Genomic DNA, 22,063 nt, shown 5'->3' with positions numbered 1-22,063 from the left:
GCCAGCTCCCACATTTGGATCTCCGTCAGGCTTGGGATTTGAGGAAGGTCGCCATTAGCTGGTTGACGTACTCTGCTGCCTCCAACTGCACCATATGCCCCTGCCCTGGCAAAACTTCCACCTGGGCGTCCAAGCCCTCGGCATGCCTGGCCGGGATGATTGCATCCTCACTCCCCCAGATCACCAAGCTCGGCTGTCGGCCCACCACATTGCGCACATCAATCATCTGCCGCCCGCCCTCAAACAGCTTTTGATTGAGCTGCCGCAATGCCTGGTCCACGCCTTCCAGCCGCTTGAACTTGAGCATGTCCTCCAGCATCTGCCGCGTCACCAACGCCGGGTCGCTGAACAGTTGGGTCAACTGTGGCTTGAGCGCATTGCGGTTATTGGCCTCGGCAAACCCTTGCAGGTAATCACCGTTAATATCCGGGCCCAGGCCGGCGCTGGCGATCAGGGTCAGCGAAGCGACACGCTCGGGTGCCTGGCCAGCGACCGTCAGCGAAACCAGCCCACCCATGGAGTGCCCGGCCAGGTGCACGCGGTCAAGATCGAGGTGGTCAAGCAAGTCCAACACCGCCTGGCTCAACTCCTGCGCATCGCCGTTTTGCAGGTGCTTGCCCGACTCGCCGTGCCCCGGCAGGTCCAGGGCGATCACGCGGCACTCGGCGGCCAATGCCGGTTGGTTGAACAGCCAGTTGTTCAAGTCACCGCCAAACCCATGTACCAGTACCAACGGCGTGCCGCCTTCGCCCAGGTCGAGATAGCGCAGCAAGCGCCCGCCTATTTCGACCTTCTGCGCACTCGGCCCAGTTGCTTCGGCCTCGGCGCTGCTTGAGACAAACCCGGCGTTGAAGCTTTCGATCACCGCATCGATCTGGGCCTCGGTGGCCTCGCCTTCCACCACAATCCCCAGCAATGCACCTACCGGCAAGGTCTCGTCGCTCAGCGCCAGCACCCGGCGCAACACACCACTGAAGGGCGCTTCGACACTGCTGGAGAGCTTGTCGGTCTCCACGTCCAGCACTTCCTCGCCCTTCTCCACCCGATCGCCGGGCTGCTTGAGCCAGACGTCGATGCGGCCCTCGGTCATCGACAGCCCCCACTTGGGCATGGTCAGGGTATGGATCATGCGGCATTCCTCTTGTCAGCGATCTTCAGCACGGCGGCCTCGATCTTCGCGGCGTTGGGGATGTACAAGTCTTCCAGCGCATCGGAAAACGGCACCGGCGTGTGCGGCGCGGTGACCATCTCAATCGGTGCGCGCAGGGAGGCAAACGCCCGCTGGGCGACCAAGGCACTGATATCGGTAGCAATGGAACAGCGTGGGTTGGACTCGTCGATCACCACCAGCCGCCCGGTTTTTTCCACGCTTTCGAGGATGCTGTCTTCATCGAGCGGGCTGGTGGTGCGCAGGTCCAGCACTTCGCAGTCGATGCCCTGGCGGGCCAGGTTGGCGGCGGCCTCCAGGGCGATATGCACCATGCGCCCGTAGGTCACCAGGGTCACGTCTTTGCCTTCGCGCACGAAGTTGGCTTCGCCGAAAGGCACCGTATACAGCTCCTCCGGCACCTCACCTTGCAGGCTGTAAAGCATCTTGTGCTCGAGGAAGATCACCGGGTCATTGTCGCGGATCGCCTGGATCAACATGCCCTTGGCGTCATAGGGCGTGGCCGGGCACACCACCTTGAGGCCGGGAATGTGGGTCCACATCGAAGTGAGCATCTGTGAATGCTGGGCCGCCGCACGCAGGCCGGCGCCGTACATCGCGCGGACCACCAGCGGCGTAGTGGTCTTGCCGCCGAACATGTAGCGGAACTTGGCGGCCTGGTTGAGCAACTGGTCAAGGCAGCAGCCGATAAAGTCGACGAACATCAATTCGCACACTGGGCGCATGCCACGGGTGGCGGCGCCGACGGCCATGCCGACGTAGCCGACTTCGGACAGTGGCGCGTCGAGTACACGGTCGGGAAACTCCGGGTACAGGCCTTTGGTCACGCCGAGTACACCGCCCCAGGCATCCTGTTCGCCAGGGGAACCGGTGCCGCCGGACACATCCTGGCCGATGATGAACACACTCTGGTCACGGCGCATTTCCTGGGCCAGGGCTTCGTTGATCGCCTGCTGATAGCTGATTTTGCGAGCCATAAAGTTCTCTCCACGTAGTTGTTGTTATTAGCGGTAGGCGACGTAGACATCGCTGAGCAGGTCGGCGGCCTGCGGCTTGGGATCGGATTTGGCCAGGCGGACGGCGTCTTCGATCAACTGTGCAACCTCGCCGTCGATGCGTTCGAATTGCGCCGCATCCAGCCAGCCTTCGGCGCTGCAGCGTTGGCGGAACAGCGCCAGGCAATCCGCACTTTCCCGCAGCTTTTTCACTTCATCCGGGCCGCGATAGGTTTGCGCATCACCTTCGAAATGGCCGTAAAAGCGGCTCAATTTCACCTCAACCAGCGTCGGCCCCTCGCCGTTGCGCGCTCGCGCCACGGCGACGCCCAGCGCCTCATGTACGGCGAAGAAATCATTGCCATCGACGATCACGCCCGGCATGCCAAACCCCACGGCGCGTTCGGCAATGTCCTTGCACGCCACCGACCAGCCGGAGCCGGTGGCCTCGGCATAGCCATTGTTTTCGGCGACGAACAGGCACGGCAGTTTCATGATCGAGGCCAGGTTCATCGCTTCGAACACCGCGCCCTCGTTGGAACCACCGTCGCCAAAAAACGCCACGGCCACGCCCTGGCTGCCCTTGAGTTTGGAGGCCAGCGCCGCCCCAGCGGCCAACGGCGCGCCGGCGCCGACAATGCCATTGGCGCCGAGCATGCCCTTCTCCTGGTCGGCGATGTGCATGGAGCCGCCTTTGCCACCGCACACGCCGGTTTTCTTGCCATAGATCTCGGCCATCATGCCGAACACATCCACGCCCTTAGCGATGCAATGGCCGTGGCCACGGTGGTTGGAGGCGATGCAATCTTCATCGTTGAGGTGGGCCATGACCCCGGCGGCGCTGGCTTCCTGGCCGGCGTAGAGGTGCACGAACCCGGGAATCTCGCCGGTGGCGAATTCCACGTGCAGGCGTTCTTCGAAATCACGGATGGTGCGCATCACGGTGTAGGCATGCAGCAGTTGATCGGTGGACAGGTGAGTGGACATCTTGTTGTTCTCCAGGTTGTCTCGACACACAAAAGGCTGGCTGCGGCCAGCTACAAGGGCATTCAGCACAGGCTGTGCCAAGCCTCCGAAAAACGTTGCAAAGCATTGATCCAGAGCAGTGCCTTGGCGTTGTGCGGGTACGACTTGCCAGCGCAGAATGAGACGGCGCATTGCACAGTGCACGCCGTGTCTCAAGCTGTTTGAGACGCTGCGTCTCAGCCCTGGCAGTTGGTCAGTCCCTGCTTGTCCCACCCGACGCATGCGCGCTTAATGGCGGGCATAACAACAAAGACCGAGAACCGGAGGCCTTATGCTCGCCGCGAACTCCAGGGAGCACGTCGACTGCGTCAGTCGCGTGGTCCGCAATGCCGATCGCCTGCCCCAGGCGCCGGTGCCGTCGCTGATTTTCGATTCGTGGCGGCGGTCCATGGAACAACACCATTTGGACCCCGGCTCCCTGCAGGGCCCGCGCATCCTCAGCGAGCCCTTGCTCAAGGAATGCCGCGAGCGCGCCGAACTGTTCATGCGCATCGCCAGCGAAGAAGTCGGGCAACTGCACCACCGCGTGCGCCAGGCCGACTACTGCGTGATGCTCACCGACGCCCAGGGCCAGACCATCGACCACCGCGTGGACACCTCGATACGCACCGACTGCCGCAAGGCCGGCCTGTACCTGGGCACCTGCTGGTCGGAAGCTGAAGAAGGCACGTGCGGCGTGGCCACGGTGCTCACCAGCAAGTCGGCGGTGACGGTGCACAAGCGCGACCACTTTCGTGCGGCATTTATCGGCCTCACCTGCTCCGCCGCGCCGATCTTCGACCCTCAGGGCAACCTGCTCGGGGTGATGGACGCCTCCGCGTTCAAATCCCCGGATGACCGCCGCAGCCAGCATTTGGTGCGGCAGATGGTGGCGCAGAGTGCCCAGGCCATCGAAAACGCGTTTTTCATGCACAGCGCCCGCGAGCATTGGGTGCTGCAAGCCCACAGCACGCCCGGCTATGTGGACAGCCAGCCCGACCTGCTGCTGGCCTGGGACCGAGACGGTCGCTTGCATGCCCTCAATAGCAAAGCGCGCCAGGCCCTGCGCCTGCGCTTTGGCCAGGTGCCGGAGCATATCGGTGAAGTGTTCGACCTGGATGCATTGCGCGCAGTGACCGACCAATCGGCCCAGCAACTGCACTGGATTGGCGAGCCTGGCGCCCTGCATGTACGCGTCAATGCACCGCGCCGCAAACCGGCGCGTGCGGCGTTGATCCCGCTGGTCGATGCGCGCGTGGAAGAGCACCTGCGCCTGGCCGTGCGGGTCAAGGACCGCAACCTGCCCGTGCTGGTGCAGGGTGAAACCGGTGCCGGCAAGGAAGTCTTCGCCCGCCAACTGCATGCGCGCAGTGCCCGTCGCGATGGGCCGTTTGTGGCGGTGAACTGTGCGGCGATTCCAGAGAACCTGATTGAAAGCGAGCTGTTCGGCTACGTCGCCGGCGCGTTCACCGGCGCCTCCAGCAAAGGCATGCCGGGGCTGTTGATACAGGCCGATGGCGGCACGTTGTTCCTGGATGAAATCGGCGACATGCCCCTGGCCTTGCAGACGCGCCTGCTGCGGGTGATGGCCGAAGGGGAAGTTGCGCCGCTGGGCGCGGCGAAAACCCGCGCGGTGGATATCCAGGTGATCTGCGCCAGCCACCGAGATTTATCGGTGTTGGTCGCTGAGGGCCGTTTTCGTGAAGACCTGTACTTTCGCCTCGGCTGCGCGCGTTTCTGCCTGCCGCCGTTGCGCGAGCGTACCGACAAACTGGCCTTGATCAATCGACTACTGGAGCAGGAAGCGCGCAACAGCGGCGTCGCGGTGGGCATCGGCCAGGCAGCGCTGGAACTGCTGCTGGGTTACGCCTGGCCGGGCAACGTGCGGCAATTGCGGCATGTGCTGGCGTATGCGTGTGCGGTATGTGAAGGCGGGACGCTGCAGGTGGCGGATCTGCCGGTGGAGGTGCGAGGGGATCAGGTTGAGGCGCGGGTGGAAGATAACGTGAGTCCGGAGCGGCAGGTGGTGCTGGATGCGTTGATTCGGCATCGTTGGAAGCCGTTGCCGACGGCGCAGGCGTTGGGCATCTCAAGGGCAACGCTGTATCGCCGAGTTAACCAGCTAGGTATCGACATGCCCGGCAAAACCACCTGACACAGTGAGACCAAAAATGTGGGAGCTGGCTTGCCTGCTCCCACATTCAACCGAGTAGGCCTTGGGGGATCAGCGGTAGACCAGGCCGCCGTCAATCAGCGGAGCTTGCCCGGTCATATAGTCGGAGTCCGGCCCTGCCAGATAAGACACCAACCCCGCCACATCCTCCGGCGTTTCTGCGCGACCCAGGGCAATCCCATCCACATACTTTTTGTACGTCGCCCCCACTTCAGCCCCGGTAATCTCGGCCATGCGCTTGTCGATCTCGACCCACATATCGGTGCCCACCACACCCGGGCAGTAGGCATTCACCGTAATCCCGGCGCTGGCCAGTTCCTTGGCCGCCGCCTGGGTCAAGGCGCGCACGGCAAATTTGGTCGCCGAGTACACGCCGAGCAGCGCAAAGCCTTCGTGGCCCGCGATGGAGCAGGCATTGATGATCTTGCCCTTCTGCCCCAGCGCCTTGAATTTCTTGCCGGCAGCCTGGATGCCCCAGAGCACGCCTTGCACGTTGATGCCCAGGGTGCGCTCGACCTGTTCCGGGCTGACGTCCAGCAGTGAGTCGATCTGCGCGACCCCGGCGTTGTTGACGATGATGTCGAAGCCACCCAAGGTCTGGTGCGCGTGCTCCACCGCCGCCACGACTTGCTCACGCTTGGACACGTCGGCGACAAACACCGAGGCCTGGCGTCCCAACGCCACGACTTCGGCAGCCACCGCTTCGAGCTTGGCGCCATTGATGTCCACCAGGGCGATGTCGGCACCGTCCTGTGCCAGGCGCAGGGCGATGGCCCGGCCAATGCCCTGCCCGGCGCCGGTTACCAGCGCAACTTTTCCAGCGATACTCATGGCTATCTCCTGCGAATGATGAAGGAAGCCTTGTCTATCGCAGGTGCACCTTGGCCTGTCGAGGCGCAGTGGGATCGGTGGGAAGGTTGAGACGGATTGTCTCAAGCCGCGAACCATTCTCGAAAACTTGTAAAAGTGCGCGGTTATGCCTAGTTTATGCGCCCCCCGCCCTGCGCTTTAAGGCCTTGCCCCCATGGTTTTGCGTTTTCGTCCCGTCGTCACCTCACGTTTCGCCCTCGGTTTGCTACTCAGCGGCGGCATCGGTAGCAGCCTGGCGGCTGAAATTGAACTGCCGGCGGTGAAGGTCCAGGGCCAGGATGAGTCCGGCTACCGCAGTGAAACCGCCTCAGTGGGCGGCTTCGATGACGCGCCGCTGCTGGACACCCCGGCGTCGATCAGCGTGATCAATGCCGCGCTGATCAAAGACCAGCAAGCGCGCCTGCTCAGTGAAGTGCTGCGCAACGACGCCTCGGTGGGCGACAGCTATGCGCCCATCGGTTATTACGAAAACTTCGTGGTGCGCGGCTTCTCGCTGAACGCGGCGAGCAGCTACAAGATCAACGGGCGCACCATCACCGGCGAGCAAAACGTCGCCCTGGAAAACAAGCAGCAGGTGGAAGTACTCAAAGGCCTGGCGGGCTTGCAGAGCGGGATCTCCGAGCCGAGCGGCGTGATCAACTACGTGACCAAGCGCCCGGAAGATGTGCGCTCGGTGACCGTCTCCACCGACGATCGCGGCAGCGGCTACATCGCCACCGACGTCGGCGGTTGGTTTGGCAGCGAGCAGCAGTTCGGCCTGCGCGCCAACGTGGCCCATGAAGACCTCAATGCCTATGTCGAACACGCCAATGGCCAGCGCGATTTCGTCTCCTTGGCCTTCGACTGGAACATCAGCCCCGATGCGGTGCTGCAACTGGATGCCGAATACCAGGACAAGCAACAGCGCTCGGTGCCGGGTTACCAGTTGTTGGGCGGCACTGAGGTTCCACACGACGCCTCGCCGAAAAAACTGCTGGGGCACCAAAGCGGCTCCAGGCAGGTGGGCATTGAATCACTGAACCTCAACGGCAAGTTTGAATACCGTTTCAGCGACCAGTGGAAAGGCAGTGTCAGTGCCGCCCGCAGCAAGGTGGTGATCGATGACTACAGTTCGTTTGCCTGGGGTGGCGCCACCAGCGGCGTTGGCAACACCTTCACGCCCGAAGGCAACTACGACATCTACGACTACCGCAGCCCGGACGACACCCGTCGCGACGATGAAGTACAAGCGGCAATGACCGGGCTGTTCGACACCGCCGGCCTGGGCCATGAACTGACTTTCGGTACCAGCGCGTTTCGCCGCGTGATCCACAAGCGCAAACCAGTCAACGAGTGGATCGGCAGCGGCAATATCAACGCCGACGCCCCGACTTTTACACCGACTGACGTCCCATTGAATGACAGCCATCGCAACCTCGACAGCCGCCAATACGGCCTGTTTGCCAGCGACCGCATTCGCTTCAACGAGCACTGGCAAACCCTTCTTGGCGGCCGTGAAGTGCGCCTGGATGAGCGCGCCTTTGACGATAACGGCAATGAAGCCCGCCACACTCAACGGTATGTGTTCCTGCCCCAGGCATCGATTATCTACAAGCCGGTGGACAACCTCTCGCTTTACACCAGCTACAGCAAGGGCCTGTCCCTGGGCGGCACCGCCCCCTGGTACGCCAGAAACGCCAATGAAACCCTGGCCCCGACCACCTCACGGCAAATCGAAGCCGGGGTGAAGTACGACTGGCGCCGCATCAGCTTCGCCGCCGCCGTGTTCCAGACCCGCCAGGCCTACCAGTACGCCCAGCCCGACGGCGCGGGCAACTTCACCTATGTGCAACAAGGCGAGCAGAAAAACACCGGGCTGGAGTTGTCGGCCAACGGCTGGGCCACCGACCGCCTACAAATTGCAACCAGCGTGGCGGCGATTCGTGCGCGGGTCACCGGCAGCGGCACGCCGGAGTACGAAGGTCACCAGGCGATCAACGTGCCCAAGCTGCGTGCCAGCGTGTATGCCGACTATGCCTTGCCGTGGGTGAATGGCCTCGCGGTGCTGGGTGGCGTGCAATACAGCGCCAAGAAGTCCGCCAACCGCACCGGCAAGGTGGAAGTGGGCGATTACGCGGTGGTGAATGTGGGTAGCCGCTACACCACCAAGGTGGACGGCTATGAGACGGTGTTCCGCCTGAGCGTCGACAACCTGTTCGACAAGCGCTACTGGCGCGACGCGGGCGAGTACATGGGCGATGACTACCTGTTCCAAGGCGCGCCATTGACGGCGCGCCTGAGTGCGTCGGTCAATTTCTGACGGGTTACTTCGGCATCTTGCGAAAACCTACCGCCAGGCGGTTCCAGCTGTTGATGGTGGCGATGGCCACGCTCAAGTCGACTTGCTCCTGGGCGCTGAATTCGGCGGCCAGCGCGTTGAAATCTTCATCCGGGGCGTGGGTCTGGCTCAGCAGGGTCAAGCTCTCGGCCCAGGCCAGCGCGGCGCGCTCACGCGGTGTGAAAAACGGCGTTTCACGCCAGGCCGACACGGTGTACAGGCGCCGCTCGGTCTCGCCCCCTTTGCGCGCATCAGCGGTGTGCATGTCGAGGCAGAAGGCACAACCGTTGATCTGCGACACACGCAGGCGGATCAGCTCCAGCAATGGCAGCTCGATGGACAGTTTGCCGACGGCGGCCTCCAAGGCGAGCATGGCTTTCATCGCGTCTGGGGAGGCGGTGTAGAAATCGGTACGGGTTTGCATGGTATTGCTCCGGAACGGTGGGGTTGGTGGCTAGGTTAGTCACCGGGGGGTTGGGGAGGAATATCCAATTTTGGGGAAGAATGGGTGACCAATTTTCTTGGGGTGGGGGTGAGTACATATCCGTTATTGGGGTAACGGCGGCTTATGGTTCCGCCCTTACGGCGGGTCACTTTTGGAAAAGAGCCCCAAAAGTAACCAAAAGGGCTCTTGCCCCACCACTCGGTGTCTCGCCTAGGCTCGACATGCCCTCACTCCGGCTTGAATCCGTGGGCCGCCGCGATGGGCCATCCTTGGCCCAGCGCGGCTAACCCGGCGTCCTGCCGGGTTACCCACGGATTCAAGCCTGCGTTCGGCCAGCGTGGTTGACGGGGCGCCTCAGATCAAGATCAAAAGCACGGCGGCCTGACAGTCGGCCTGAGTGGTGTGGATCAAAAGCGATTTTGTGTGCTCTGCTTTTCTGTGGGAGCTGGCTTGTCGGATCGCCGCACCGCTGCGATGGCATCAACTGGGTATGCCTGATACACCGAGGTGTCTGCATCGCAGGCAAGCCAGCTCCCACACTTGAACCGAGATCGACAGTTAAAAACCGGTCGGCTCTAAGGCCGCCGCGCTTTTGCTTTTGATCTGGGGCGCCCCGTCAAACACGCTGGCCGAACGCAGGCTTTGGAGCGTGGGTAACCCGGCAGGACGCCGGGTTAGCCGCGCTGGGCCAAGGATGGCCCAGCGCGGCGGCCCACGCTCCAAAGCCGGAGTGAGGGCACACCGAGCCTAGGCGAGGTGCCGAGTGTTGGGGCAAGAGCGCTTTGGTTACTTTCGCGCTTTTCGAAAGTGACCCGCCGTAAGGGCGGAACCATAAGCCGCCGTTACGCAAATAACGGATATGTACCCAGAAGGTCAAACCACCCGCGCCATATGCTCCCCAATCCTCCCCCTCAACCACCGCTCCGCCGGGTCATTGTCATGCACCCCGCTCCACACCATCGACAACTCCGCCGCCTCGATCGCAAACGGCGGATCCTCCGCCCGTAACGCCGTGCCCTCGGTCAACGCACACGCCGCGTAATCCGGCACCGTCGCGATAATCTGCGTGCCCGCCAGCAACGCGCGCAAGCCGCTGAACTGCGGCACCGCCAGCACCACCCGTCGCGCCCTGCCAATGCGCGCCAAGTCCAGGTCAATATTGCCGCTCAAGTCCCCGGAAAACGACACCATCGCATGGGGCCGCTCACAGTAGTCATCCAGGGTCAGCGGCTCGGCGCCGTCGTCCCCACGCAGGACCTTGCATGGGATGTCCCGCAGCTTCTTGCGCTTGGCATTCGCCGGCAGTTCGGTGGTGTAGCTCACGCCAACGGATATCTCACCACTGGCCAGCAACGATGACATCAGCAAGTAATTAGCCCGACGCACCACCACGATGATGCCTGGGGCCTCTTCGCGCAGTTGGCTGAGCAGTGGCGGGAACAGGCCGAACTCGGCGTCGTCGGAAAGGCCGATGCGGAACACCGCACAGCTGGTGGAAGGATCAAAATCCTTGGCACGGCTGACCGCGCCGGAAATGGTGTCCATCGCCGGTTGCAACTCCTTGAGTATCGCCAGCGCGCGTGGCGTGGGCTCCATGCCCCGCCCGTTGCGCAGCAGCAATGGGTCGTCGAACAAATCGCGCAGACGCCCCAGCGCCGCGCTGACCGCGGGTTGGCCCATGAAGAGTTTTTCGGCGACCCGGGTCAGGTTCTTCTCGAACATCAGCGCTTCGAAAATCACCAGCAGGTTCATGTCGACGCGGCGCAGGTCGTTGCGGTTCATGGTGGTATCCAAACGATTGGAGAGCCTACAGATAAACACACGAAGCGCAGTTGGGATTGCATGGCTGTGCTGTCTTTTCCAGGCCGGCACCTGACGAAATTAACAACGATTAACTCGTCAGCCGGGCGGTCCGGCAACAAGATTAGCGGCGTCTACACTGCATCCATTCAACGGGAACGCTCCCATCGACTGCGGATATTTGTCATGGCCCGACTCGAGCAATATGCCCCTCGTTTATCCGCCACCGGTGGCCTATGCCCCCGGCGCGAGCGTATCGCCAAGCAATTGATCCTGGCCAATCTCGGCGAAAGCCTGGCCATTGCCGACCTGGCCCAGGCCTGTGCGTTGTCGCGCAGCCATTTCTCACGCGCCTTCAAGTGCAGCACCGGGCTGTCGCCGCAGGAGTGGATCCGCCAACAGCGCATCCAGAGAGCCAAGGAATTGATCACCAGTTCCTCCTTGAGCCTCACGCAAATCAGCCTGGAGTGCGGGTTTTGCGACCAGGCGCACTTCTGCCATATGTTCACCCGCAGCGAGGGCGTCAACCCGATGACCTGGCGAAATCACCACTCGCGCCACAAGCCTCAAGTGATTGCTGCCTAGTGGTCTGTACGGACCTGGAATATGCTGGCCGCTCCCCCCTCCCGAGCATGGCCACCCATGAGTGACCTCAGCGATCAGGCCGTGCATTTCGGCCCTTACCGCATCCACCCGCGCCAACGCCTGGTGCTGGAGGCGGGTCGCCCGTTGCGCCTGGGACGGCGGGCAGTGGATATCCTGCTGATCCTGCTGGAGCAGGCCGGCAATGTGGTGAGCAAGCAGGAACTGATCGCCCGGGTCTGGCCGAAAAGCGTGGTCGAGGACGGCAACCTGCGCGTGCACATGGCGGCGTTGCGCAAGGCCTTGGGCGACGGCCAGGCCGGGCAGCGCTATATCGTCACCGTGGCCCAGCGCGGCTACAGTTTTGTTGCGCCACTGAGCATCGAACCGATGACGCTACCCACCGACGGCGCTCCCCAAAGCCCGTGCCACAACCTGCCCTTGCGCCGCACCCGGATGATCGGCCGCCAGGCCCTGATCGACAGCCTGGTGCAACAACTGCCCGAACAACGCTTCATCACCCTGACCGGCGCCGGCGGCATCGGCAAGACCACCGTCGCGTTGCGCGTGGCGGAATTGCTGATCGGGCATTACCGCGACGGTATTCGCTTGCTCGACCTGGCGCCGCTGAGCGCGCCATCGATGATCCTGCCCAATCTCGCCGCCCTGCTCGACCTGACCCACGTCGAGCACGAACCATTGGCCACATTCGCCCGCAGTTTGCAGGAGCGCCAGTTGCTGCTGGTGATCGACAACTGCGAACACCTGCTCGATGACATCGCCCTGATCAGCGAAACCTTGCTGCGCCACGCGCCCAGGCTGAACATCCTGGCCACCAGCCGCGAGGCATTGCGCGCCGAGGGCGAGTACGTGCAGCGCCTGGAACCCCTGGCCTGCCCGCCTGCCACCGGTAACCGCGCCCAGGCATTGGGCTACCCGGCCCTGCAATTGTTGATCGAGCGGGCCATGTCCCATCAGGACAGTTTTGAACTGAGTGAAACCGAACTGCCGCTGGCGATTGATATCTGTCAGCGCCTGGACGGCATCCCCCTGGCGATCGAGTTGGTGGCGGCGCAAATCGAACGCTTCGGCCTGCCCAGGCTACTGGTGCAGATGGAAGACAACTTCCGCCTGCTCACCCGTGGCCGACGCAGTGCGCTGCCGCGGCATCAGACCCTGCGCGCCACGCTGGACTGGAGCTTTGAGCTGCTGACCGCCTGCGAGCAAGTCTGCCTGCGGCGCCTGGCGGTGTTCCGAGGTGGGTTCAGCCTGGCGAGCGCCGCAGCGGTGATTGCCGGGGAACAGGTGGCGCCGGCTGAGGTGCTGGGTTCGATCACGCAATTGGTGGCCAAATCCTTGCTCAATGTGGAGGCCGGTGATGACGAGATGGGCTATCGGCTGCTGGACATCACGCGCACCTACGCCCTGGAAAAACTCAGCGTTGCCCATGAGCTCGACGCCACCCGCGAGCGCCATGCAGCGCGCTGCCTGGCACTGATGGAGCAGGCGCGCGGCGATTGGGAGCTGATCGCGACCCAGCCCTGGATCGACCGCTACGCACCGCTGCGCGAAGACGTCCGCGCCGCGCTCGACTGGGGACTTGGACAGGGCGGTGAACACCTGTTGGCTGTCCGCTTGACGGTCAGCGCAATGCCGCTCTGGCAAGAGTTGTCGTTGCTCCGGGAACACGGCTTGTATGTGGGCAAGGCGCTGGCGTTGATTGAGCAGGTCCGTACGCCCTGCACTCAACTGACAATGCAACTGCAATTGGCGCTGGGCAGCCTGTCTTACCACGCCATGGGGGCTGCTCCCCAGACCATCGCAGCCTTTGTCGGGGCTCAGCGCCTGGCTGAGGAGCGCCAGGATGTCGCTGGCCAAATGCGCGCCATCTCCGGTCATTTGGCGGTGAACTTGTGCGCAGGCCGCTATCGCCAGGCGTTGGCGCAGAGCATGCAATTTGATCGCCTCGACCCACGCACTGACCCGCTACTGGACTTGAGCGCCCAACGCCTGCGGGTATTGGCGCAGCACTACAACGGCAATCAGGCACTCGCCCGGCATAACGCCGAACAATTGATCCAACGCATGGCGCACAGCGGCCACCTCAACCGGTTCGCCCACGGGATTGGCGTGCAATACGACCAAAACGTTGCCTCCCTGACCGTATTGGCGCGAATCCTCTGGCTGCAAGGTTTCCCCGAGCAAGCCTGGCGTACCGCCAGCCAGGCGTTGGAACTGGCGCTGCAAATCAATCATGGCACTTCCATCTGCTACACCCTGGCCCTGGCAGGCGTGGTGATCGCCCGCTACAACGGTGAAGAGGACAGCGCTCAGACGCTGCAGGCATTGTTGCTGGAACACGCGCACAAGCATTCGGTGCAACTGTTCCAGACGTGGGCGGGGCACTACGCCGGCATCCTCGGGCATAAAGACTGGCAAGGCTTGGGGCTGATCGAGGACACCCTGATCACGCTCGATGCACACACGGTCGATGAGCCTGCCTTCGACCGCGCACGCACAGGCGACGCGGGCTGGTGTGCGCCGGAAATTCTGCGGGTACGCGCCAACAGCATGGCGGATATCCACGCGGCCGAAGCACTGCTGCACGATGCCCTGGCGCTGGCGCACCAGCAAGGCGCGCTCGCCTGGGAGCTGCGTTGCGCGACATCATTGGCGCGGCTGTGGCTGTCCCAAGGTCGCGAGCAAGCTGCACGCGACCTGTTGAGTTCAATCTACGCGCGATTCACCGAAGGCTTCGCCACCCAGGACCTAGTTCGCGTACGCAGCCTGCTCGACGAGCTTGAGGACAAACGGCCGGCCTGAAAACGGTCCCAGGTAATGTCCATAACCCTGCTGCAAACGCGCCACCTGCTCCGGATCGCGCAGTTGTGCCAGGGCATAGCTGCGCACGCAATTGAGCAGACGGTAACGCGGGTTGCCGGGGCCGGGCTCGAGGGTCAGCAACGACACGCCGACAAGACGCCTCAGCAGGTAGGACAGATCGGCGTGTTCCAGCTCGGTGCCGGCGACCAGTTCACTCAAGGTGGGCAAGGTTACCGCCATCTTGAACAACCCCAATTGCAGGAACAGCCAGCGCTCCGGCAGGCTCAGGCGCTCGCAGGTCCAGTCCAGGGCGGCGGTCAGGGATTGGTGACGTTCCACTGCCGTACGGCGGCCGCGGGTCAGCACCTGCAAGCCCTTGCACAGTTGCTGCTGCAGCCCGCGCACACCCAGGGCATCCACTTGAGCGGCCGCCAGTTCCAGGGCAAGGGGAATGCCATCCAGGCGTCGGCAGATATCCCGCAGCGGCGCCAAGTCCTGGGGCCGCAACACGAAGCCCTGCTGACTGGCACGCCCGCGGGCAACGAACAATTGCACGGCCGGATAGGCCATCGCCTGTTCAACACTGCTCAGTGCCGACGGTGCAGGCACCGCCAGCCGGGGCACGCGCTGCACCCATTCGCCGTGGACTTTCAGGGCCTCACGACTACTCACCAGCACACTGACTTGAGGCGCTGTTTTGCCAAGCACCCGCACCAGGTGACGGCAGGCGCCGAGCAGAAGGTCGGCGCCGTCGAGCACCAGCAACAGCTGGCGGGAGGTCAATTGACGGCTTAACTCGGTAGCGCTGGCGCTCGGTTCAAGGTTCAGCGCGGTGGCCAGGTGGCACAGCATACTCATCGGCGCTTCCACGGTGGCCAGATCGACCCACCACACACCGTCCCGATAACGCGGCAACACGCGCTCGGCCAGCGCCAGGGCCAAGGTGCTCTTGCCTACGCCGGCGCACCCGGTGAGCGTCATCAGGCGCTGCCCCGACAGGCGCCGCACCAGCACACCCAACAGTTCATCGCAGCCAATCACAGGGCTGAGCCGCGCTGCCAGATTGTGCCGGGGCAGCATGACGTGTACCGCGTCCTGTACAGGTGCTGTGAAACAGTAGCCGCGCTGCGGGTCGTTGAGAATGAAGCGTTGCCCATCGAGGGCGCGGCGCAGTGCGGCGATGTGCACGCGCAGGTTGTTTTCTTCCACCACGCTGTTCGGCCAGACCCGCTCGATCAAGGTGGCCTTGCTGATGTACTGCCCAGGCGCTTCGAGCAGCGCCGTGAGGATATCCAGCGCACGTCCGCCCAAGGGTACGGGCCAGCCGGCCTTGCTGACCAACCGCTGTTGCCGGTGAAAGACATAGGCGCCGAAGCGGACCGTGCCATCAGCGTCAATCGCCTGAGGGTTATTCATGTGGGTCATCGCGCTGAAACACCCAGCCTTGGGCGTTTGCGCATCCTTTTCCATGGGCTTGACGCTATCTTGCCAGTTGGCGATGACAGGACAATGCTGGAACGGGGAGCGACACGGACAATCGGGTGCGCGAGACGGACATTCTGTCGTTAACTGAACTGCTGTCGGTATTGGGTCGGGTTGAGGCCCAGCTTCTCACTGAACAAAAAGCGCATATGCCGCACGCTGCCGAAGCCTGCGTGGAAAGCCACGGTCTTGAGCGGCAGGTCGGTGGATTCCAGCAACTGCCGGGCGCGGTCGATGCGCGCACCTTGCAGGAACGCCATGGGCGTCATTTGCACATCCTTGGCAAACAGCCGCGCAAAATGGCGTGCGCTCATGCCGGCCAGCTCGGCCATGGATTCGATGGTGAAAGGCTGCTCCAAATGCGCCAGGACATAGTTCTGCACGCGGGTAATCGCGGTTTCCTGGGGCGCAACCGCTGCTGTCATCGGGCTGAACTGAGCTTGGCCGCCCTGGCGCTTCATCACCACCAGCAGCACCTTGGCCACGTCCACCGCGACTTGCTTGCCATGGTCCTGGGCCACCACCGACAACGCCAGGTCGATACCGGCCGTGACGCCACCCGAAGTGATCAAGCGCCCGTCCTGCAAGTAGATTTGATCCGTCTCGACAATCGCCTTGGGAAACGCCTTGATCAGCCGTTCGGTGTAGTGCCAATGGGTTGTTACACGGTGCTCGTCGAGCAGGCCTGCATGCCCCAGCACGAACGCACCGGTGCAGATCGAGCCGAAGCGCCGCGCCCGTGGGGCCGCAGCCTTGAGCCAGGGCAACAGCGCGGGGTGGCATTCGTTATAGGCACCGGGCCCGCCGGGCACCAGCAGCAAGTCGTAGGCATCCAGGGCCTGGTCCAGCAGCAGATCGGTCTGCACCATCACGCCGTTGGAAGCACGCAACGGGCCGGGCTCGGTGCCGATAGTGAGGATCTGGTAGTGCGCGGCCGCCGGCAGGTAGCGGTTGGCAATGGAGAACACTTCGAGCGGCCCGGCCATGTCGAGCAGGAGGAAGTCCGGAAACAGCGCCATGGCCACGGTTTTCATACAGGGAAAGGTCCATCAAAAAAGGAAAACGGCGGACAGTATGCCATGCCTGAAACTGTCAACTCATAAGCGACAGTTATTCAGAATCCACCTTCTTAATCAACCGTCCAGTAACCATTAATCTCTTTCTCAACGACGGAGCCCTGCATGTCGCAGCCCGCTCCCACTTGAGGACAAGACCATGTTGACCCTTCGCAAAGCTTCCGAACGCGGCGCCGCCAATCACGGTTGGTTGAAGTCGTTCCACACCTTCTCGTTCGCCAACTACTGGAACCCGAATGAACAAGGGTTTTCCGACCTGCTGGTGATCAACGATGACCGCGTCGCCGCTGGCAAAGGCTTCGGCCAGCACCCACACCGCGACATGGAGATTTTCTCCTATGTGCTCGAAGGCGCCCTGGAACACAAGGACACCCTGGGCACCGGCTCGGTGATCCGCCCTGGCGACGTGCAACTGATGAGCGCCGGCAGCGGTGTAGCCCACAGCGAGTTCAACCACAGCCAAAGCCGTGGCGTGCACTTCCTGCAAATCTGGATCGTGCCCGCGGTGGCCGGCGCCGAGCCGCGCTACCAGCAGGAGCACTTCAGCGAGGCGCAGAAACGTGGGCGCCTGCAGTTGATCATCTCGCCAGAGGGCAATGACGGCGCCCTCAGCGTGCGTCAGGACGCACGGGTGTATGCCGGGCTGTTCAACGGTGACGAAGCCGCAACCCTGAACCTGCCGCCGGACCGCCACGTGTACATCCATGTGGCCCGGGGCAGCGTTGAAGTGAACGGCCAGCGCTTGCAGGAAGGCGATGGCGCTCGGGTACGGGATGAGCGGCAGATCCGCTTGAGCCAGGGTGAAGACGCCGAAGTGCTGGTGTTCGACCTGCGCCCACAGGAATTGCCGCAGATGCCATGACCGGCCCCGCGATGGCCCGCCAACACGAGCCATCGCTGGCGTCGATAGTCACCATCAGCCCAATGAAGTTCTCTTAAAAAATGCAACGCGTACCATCAAACCCATACCAGGCAACACCCAAACTAAAACACTCGGAGCACACCATCATGAAACGCCAAATCTTGCTTAGCCTCGCTTTCTCGGTACTTGCTGCAAATGCATTTGCTCACCCAGTGGTTGCTGAAGGCGGTTCGGATCGCCTGATCGAAAGTCGTGTTGCAGAGGGTGGTTCGGACCGCCTGCTGGACCGCCGTGTCGCCGAAGGCGGTGCTGATCGCTTGCAAGAACGCGGTCTGGCTGAAGGCGGTGCTGATCGCCTGCAAGAACGCGGTCTGGCTGAAGGCGGTGCTGATCGTCTGCAAGAACGCGGTCTGGCTGAAGGTGGTGCTGATCGTCTGCAAGAACGCGGTCTGGCTGAAGGCGGTGCTGATCGTCTGCAAGGCAACAACGCTTAACCTCCCGCTGCTTGCGGGAACCCCAAACCGGCCTGATCAGCCGGTTTTTTTTCGCCCGCTATTAATGCAACTCACGGTCCACCCACAGCACCGCCTTGCCGACCTGTTGCCGCGCTTCGATGCGTTCGTGCACCCGCTGCACGGTCTCCAGCGTGTAATGCCCCTCGATATCCACCGTCAAAGCCCCTTCGAGCATCGCCGCAAAGACCGCATTGGCGCGTCGCTGCACGGTGGCCCCATCGGCCATGTGGTCGGCCAGCCGTGGCCGTTTCAAAAATAACGATCCGGCTTCGCCCAGTTCAATCGGGTCGAGGTCCGTCAGCGAGCCCGAAACATTGCCATAGTTAACGATCAAACCGCGTGTGCGGCAGGCGCGAAAACTGCAACACATGGTCGGCGAATCGGCCATCGTCGTAATGAAAGGTGGTGATGGAGTTCCTGGTGGCCTGCATCGAGGGCGAACCGCAGTTACGGCGCTGAATCAACCTGGATGGGCGAGGAACTTCTTGCGATACGCCGCCGGCAACAGGCCCACCCGTTGCTGGAAAAGGCGGCGGAAAGAATTGCTGTCTTCGTAACACACCGCGTAGGTGATGCTTTCCAGGGTCATGCGGGTCGATTCCAGCATTTGCTTGGCCCGCTCCAGGCGCAGGGTTTGCAGGTAGGCAATCGGGGTGTACTCGGTAGCGTCCTTAAAACGCCGCTTGAAATTGCGCACGCCAAACCCAAAGCGCCGGGCCACATCGTCAATGACCAAGGCCTCGGCAAAGTGCTGCTCCAGCCAGTGCTGCACGCGCAGGATCTCGCCATCGCCATGGCTTTTGGGCAGCGACCACATGGCATATACCGACTGTTCGCTACGCACATTATCGATCAGCAAGTATTTACCACAGGTGTGGGTCAGTTCCGGAGAGCCGAAACGACGGATCAGATGCAACATCAAGTCCATCGCCGCGCTTGCCCCACCGCTGGTGATCACACGGTTTTCTTCGCAGAGGATTTGCGCGTCATCCAGGTTGACGTCCGCGTAGCGTCGTCGAAACAGCTCGGCAAACGCCCAGTGAGTCGTGGCGCGCAGGCCTTGCAGCACGCCGGACTCTGCCAGCAGAAACGCTGCGGTGCACATCGAAGCCAACACCGCGCCGCGTGCATGCTGTTCGCGCAGCCACGGTGCGTACGCAGGAAAGTTCGGCAGGGCCTCCTTCAAGGTGAACAGAAAGCCGGGGATCAGCACCAGGTCGGTCTGCGCGATCTGCGCCAGCGCGCGGTCCACCTGCAAGCACTGCCCGCCCCAAGCGTCCACGGCCTGGCCGTCCAAAGAGGCAACGACCACGTCAAAGGGTGGGCTGTCGGCGAACAGGTTGGCGGCGCTGAGCATCTCCAGGGCCAGGGTGGCACTGGCGGCGGAACAACGGTCGGCCAGAAGCAAGGTAATGTGCATGAAAGGAACTCGGTTGCGCTTTTCACATGTAATAAGTCATTTGTGCACCTACCTTAGCCGATTCCGCATCTTTACAGTGCTGCCACTGATCAACTATCGGGTGTCTTGATGAATCTCTGGTTTCGTTTGCTCTTCATGCTGTCGCGGCGCCCCTGGCGCACACCTGTCCATGGCCTGGCCACCACCGTGGTGCGCATGCGCGTCTGGCCGCTGGACCTGGACATTAACCGGCACGTCACCAATGGCCGCTACTTTTCCCTGGCGGACGTCGCCAGAATGGATTTTGTGTTGCGCACCGGCGCCTTTCGCGTGGCGCTGCGCAACAAGGCGCTGCCGATCGTGGGCGATACCTGGGGCAAGTTCCGCCGGGAGTTGAAGCTGTTCGAAGTGTTCGAGGTGCACACCCGCATGCTCGGCTGGGACCACAAATGGAGCCTGATGGAGCACCGCTTTGTGAGCAAGGGCCGGGTGGTCGGCGTGGTTGTGATGCGCGGGCTGTTCCGCTCGGCCAAAGGCACCCTGCCCCCAGCGGATTTTTTACGTGAGCTGGGGCTGGGTGAAGCGTCACCGCCAATGCCGCAATGGCTCAGCGACTGGGCGCAAAGTTGTGATGACATGAGTGTGCAGTTGCGGGAGGAGGAGCAGGTTTGAGTGTTGGCAACCTGCACAACAGCCCCTCCCCGGCGTCGGTTGCACCTGGTCTGGGCCAGCCGTAGATCGCCCTGGCCGACGTTGCTGGCTAACGTGTGGGCATGACCGCGCAGCCCCGCAATCGATGAGTTCGCCGAAGCGTCGCAGGCTTAATCCAGTCCCCCCTTGCCACTAGCGATGCAAGGGTTTACCCGATTCCACCAAAAAAGCGTTTGGTCTAAAATACTTATCGAGCATTAAGAATTTGCACTAGCATATGTGTACGTTCGTACAAACACCCTCGCAATAGCCGCGCATTACCCCTTCCCTCTCTGAAAAACAAAGTGGCGAATGTTAAAATTTGTCACGTTTTGCCGTATTCAATTCGATTAGTATCTAAACGCTAGCAGCGATTGAACTGACGGCCTTGCATGCCGGAAAAGGGAGTAGGTGATGCATTTTTCCAATGTCCTCGCTATTGCACGGACTCAATCTAAATCGGAGGACTTTCGAGCGCTCATAGTTCGCACTGTAACGGATGATTTAAAAGTCGATACACGTTACTACGAACAACTAGTTGACCCCCACGAAAGCCACGGAAACTACCGTGCCATCATTATAGAAATCGACACCCCCTCGGCCAGCAATCAAACGCTGGAGATAATAAGAAAAACCCGAGATAAAAACCCTGGCTGCACGATATTCGTCGTTATCACTTTTGCCTCGACCTTGAGTAAAACCAAATACTATCTGGCCGGTGCGGACTACTGCATCAAAGTGATAGAAACATCCCCTGAAAAAAAATCGAGCCTGTTTGAAGACTTACTCAGCGAGACGGCACGACTGAATCGTTGCGCCCTAGTGCTCGATCAGGACCGCATGTGCATTCACGGTGACGGCAAAAAACTGGAAATCTCTTTTGTTGAAATGAAAGTATTGGAAGCGCTTATCCAGCGTCGACTACTCAGTCACAATGAGATCGCCGCCGTCATGGGACTTAATACCAAATACTATGACTCCCGCGCGCTGGAAAAATCCATCAGCCGATTGCGCAGTAAAATCAAGGCACACTACGGTGACAATATCATTCAGAATATCCGCGGTTATGGATACAAACTAAGCCGCGGTCTTATTTGCGCCAGCCATTTGCAAACCGCCCAAGAGAGGTCGAATCGTGAATAGCGAGAGAATATCCCCTGCGCACAGTGTGGACTTCAACCTTGTCAGGCAAGCCATTGTTGACCGCAACCATACACTCTGGGGCAATGAAATCAGCCTGACGTCCAAGGACACTCAGGCATTACCTCAAAGTGCCTACAGCGAGGCACTTCAGCGTATCAGCGCACGGCGCAATGCCTTGAACCCAACGGTAAGCCACACGTTCCTGCGGATTAATCAAGCCGTATTAATGAACGAAGACTTTCATACGTGCATTATTCAGACTGCCCAGTCACTGGAAAAGCACAAACTTCCCTTCACCCTCAGTATCGATAACCCGTTGGATGCCCTGCCCGGTCCGGTTGAACGCAGGGCGATGGTGCGCCAGCTATATAAACTAAAAGACCAATGCAGCCTCACACTTGCCTACAATAATTACAGACTCGATACAAAGCCGGCAGATCTGTTGATCGACCTCAAGCTTTACGACTATATAAAAATGCCCTTCCCGGATTCCGCGCTCCGGCTGAGTCTCAACACACGCTCCGATCTGTTCGATCGGCTCTACGACCGCATGCTAGAGCTGATCAGTGCGACCCGGGTATGTTTCATTGCTGACACGGTTGAATTTGCCGACAGCGCCGTTCTGGCTAAAAACCTGCCTTTCGAATACTTTCAGGGCGGTTATTACTCTCCTGCTGACCGCTTATAACAACTGCATCTTCCTGATACCGGTGAACAC

The 22,063-nt window shown here is 61.5% G+C and carries 18 protein-coding genes and 1 pseudogene; 9 read left to right on the top strand and 10 right to left on the bottom strand.

The annotated features are described in order from the left end of the window. Window positions 1-25 precede the first annotated feature (25 nt). Genes HU722_RS12765 through HU722_RS12755 form a run of 3 tightly spaced genes read right to left on the bottom strand, consistent with a single transcriptional unit; the run spans window position 26 to window position 3,150 of the window. Window positions 26-1,129, bottom strand: a complete 1,104-nt coding sequence (locus HU722_RS12765; protein WP_186754691.1) for an acetoin dehydrogenase dihydrolipoyllysine-residue acetyltransferase subunit — start codon at window positions 1,127-1,129, stop codon at window positions 26-28. Beyond that, window positions 1,126-2,145, bottom strand: coding sequence for an alpha-ketoacid dehydrogenase subunit beta (locus tag HU722_RS12760; protein WP_049708736.1), 1,020 nt, complete (start codon window positions 2,143-2,145; stop codon window positions 1,126-1,128). The genes HU722_RS12765 and HU722_RS12760 overlap by 4 nt, the downstream gene beginning before the upstream one ends. A 27-nt stretch (window positions 2,146-2,172) precedes the next feature. After that, window positions 2,173-3,150, bottom strand: a complete 978-nt coding sequence (locus HU722_RS12755) for a thiamine pyrophosphate-dependent dehydrogenase E1 component subunit alpha (RefSeq protein WP_186754688.1) — start codon at window positions 3,148-3,150, stop codon at window positions 2,173-2,175. 310 nt (window positions 3,151-3,460) lie between these two features. Here HU722_RS12755 and HU722_RS12750 point away from each other — a divergent pair, with 310 nt between their 5' ends. Beyond that, a complete protein-coding gene (locus tag HU722_RS12750) occupies window positions 3,461-5,323 on the top strand; it encodes a sigma-54-dependent Fis family transcriptional regulator (protein ID WP_065876078.1) in 1,863 nt (620 codons plus the stop codon). Between the two features lie 69 nt (window positions 5,324-5,392). On the opposite strand, the gene HU722_RS12745 is transcribed toward HU722_RS12750, so the two are convergent. Beyond that, the gene (locus HU722_RS12745; RefSeq protein WP_065876077.1) at window positions 5,393-6,172 is read right to left on the bottom strand and encodes an acetoin reductase; all 780 of its coding nucleotides are present in this window, start codon (window positions 6,170-6,172) and stop codon (window positions 5,393-5,395) included. 193 nt (window positions 6,173-6,365) lie between these two features. Here HU722_RS12745 and HU722_RS12740 point away from each other — a divergent pair, with 193 nt between their 5' ends. Further along, entirely contained in the window at window positions 6,366-8,510 is a 2,145-nt protein-coding gene (locus tag HU722_RS12740; RefSeq protein ID WP_186754686.1) for a TonB-dependent siderophore receptor, read from the top strand. Between the two features lie 4 nt (window positions 8,511-8,514). On the opposite strand, the gene HU722_RS12735 is transcribed toward HU722_RS12740, so the two are convergent. Both HU722_RS12735 and HU722_RS12730 read right to left on the bottom strand, forming a co-directional pair. Further along, the gene (locus tag HU722_RS12735) at window positions 8,515-8,952 is read right to left on the bottom strand and encodes a carboxymuconolactone decarboxylase family protein (protein ID WP_049708741.1); all 438 of its coding nucleotides are present in this window, start codon (window positions 8,950-8,952) and stop codon (window positions 8,515-8,517) included. An 894-nt stretch (window positions 8,953-9,846) separates the two neighbouring features. After that, on the bottom strand, window positions 9,847-10,755 hold the full coding sequence (locus tag HU722_RS12730; protein WP_065876075.1) for a LysR family transcriptional regulator: 909 nt from the start codon (window positions 10,753-10,755) through the stop codon (window positions 9,847-9,849). 204 nt (window positions 10,756-10,959) lie between these two features. On the opposite strand from HU722_RS12730, the gene HU722_RS12725 reads away from it, so the two are divergent. Continuing rightward, window positions 10,960-11,358, top strand: a complete 399-nt coding sequence (locus tag HU722_RS12725) for a helix-turn-helix domain-containing protein (RefSeq protein WP_065876074.1) — start codon at window positions 10,960-10,962, stop codon at window positions 11,356-11,358. Window positions 11,359-11,415: 57 nt separating this feature from the next. Then, window positions 11,416-14,178 (top strand): ATP-binding protein, encoded by a 2,763-nt coding sequence (locus HU722_RS12720; RefSeq protein ID WP_186754684.1) that lies wholly within the window; start codon window positions 11,416-11,418, stop codon window positions 14,176-14,178. On the opposite strand, the gene HU722_RS12715 is transcribed toward HU722_RS12720, so the two are convergent. Then, window positions 14,125-15,648 (bottom strand): ATP-binding protein, encoded by a 1,524-nt coding sequence (locus HU722_RS12715; protein ID WP_065881728.1) that lies wholly within the window; start codon window positions 15,646-15,648, stop codon window positions 14,125-14,127. The two genes, HU722_RS12720 and HU722_RS12715, sit on opposite strands and share 54 nt — an antisense overlap. A gap of 95 nt (window positions 15,649-15,743) precedes the next feature. Next, the gene (locus HU722_RS12710) at window positions 15,744-16,694 is read right to left on the bottom strand and encodes a GlxA family transcriptional regulator (RefSeq protein ID WP_065876071.1); all 951 of its coding nucleotides are present in this window, start codon (window positions 16,692-16,694) and stop codon (window positions 15,744-15,746) included. A gap of 181 nt (window positions 16,695-16,875) precedes the next feature. Between HU722_RS12710 and HU722_RS12705 the strand changes: the two genes are divergently transcribed. Both HU722_RS12705 and HU722_RS12700 read left to right on the top strand, forming a co-directional pair. Next, window positions 16,876-17,598, top strand: coding sequence for a pirin family protein (locus HU722_RS12705; protein ID WP_065909592.1), 723 nt, complete (start codon window positions 16,876-16,878; stop codon window positions 17,596-17,598). A gap of 146 nt (window positions 17,599-17,744) precedes the next feature. After that, window positions 17,745-18,092, top strand: coding sequence for a hypothetical protein (locus HU722_RS12700; RefSeq protein WP_083213999.1), 348 nt, complete (start codon window positions 17,745-17,747; stop codon window positions 18,090-18,092). Window positions 18,093-18,153: 61 nt separating this feature from the next. Here HU722_RS12700 and HU722_RS12695 read toward each other — a convergent pair. Continuing rightward, a pseudogene (locus tag HU722_RS12695) lies at window positions 18,154-18,486 on the bottom strand (zinc-binding dehydrogenase); the annotation flags it as partial. A gap of 87 nt (window positions 18,487-18,573) precedes the next feature. Further along, window positions 18,574-19,533 (bottom strand): GlxA family transcriptional regulator, encoded by a 960-nt coding sequence (locus HU722_RS12690; protein ID WP_186754682.1) that lies wholly within the window; start codon window positions 19,531-19,533, stop codon window positions 18,574-18,576. Window positions 19,534-19,641: 108 nt separating this feature from the next. Here HU722_RS12690 and HU722_RS12685 point away from each other — a divergent pair, with 108 nt between their 5' ends. From HU722_RS12685 to HU722_RS12675, 3 genes are all read left to right on the top strand, one after another. Next, window positions 19,642-20,184 (top strand): acyl-CoA thioesterase, encoded by a 543-nt coding sequence (locus HU722_RS12685; RefSeq protein WP_186754680.1) that lies wholly within the window; start codon window positions 19,642-19,644, stop codon window positions 20,182-20,184. A gap of 432 nt (window positions 20,185-20,616) precedes the next feature. After that, window positions 20,617-21,345 carry a winged helix-turn-helix domain-containing protein gene (locus tag HU722_RS12680; RefSeq protein ID WP_065876065.1) on the top strand — a complete coding sequence of 243 codons (729 nt, stop codon included), beginning with the start codon at window positions 20,617-20,619 and terminating at the stop codon, window positions 21,343-21,345. Further along, window positions 21,338-22,033 carry a YuxH family protein gene (locus tag HU722_RS12675; RefSeq protein ID WP_065876064.1) on the top strand — a complete coding sequence of 232 codons (696 nt, stop codon included), beginning with the start codon at window positions 21,338-21,340 and terminating at the stop codon, window positions 22,031-22,033. Before HU722_RS12680 ends, HU722_RS12675 begins: the two co-directional genes overlap by 8 nt. The last annotated feature ends 30 nt before the right edge of the window (window positions 22,034-22,063 follow it).

The sequence above is a fragment of the Pseudomonas tritici genome (assembly GCF_014268275.3).
In the GTDB taxonomy this organism is placed as follows: domain Bacteria; phylum Pseudomonadota; class Gammaproteobacteria; order Pseudomonadales; family Pseudomonadaceae; genus Aquipseudomonas; species Aquipseudomonas tritici.
Note: the sequence above shows the minus strand (reverse complement) of the source record. Positions and strands in the feature narration are given on the sequence as shown.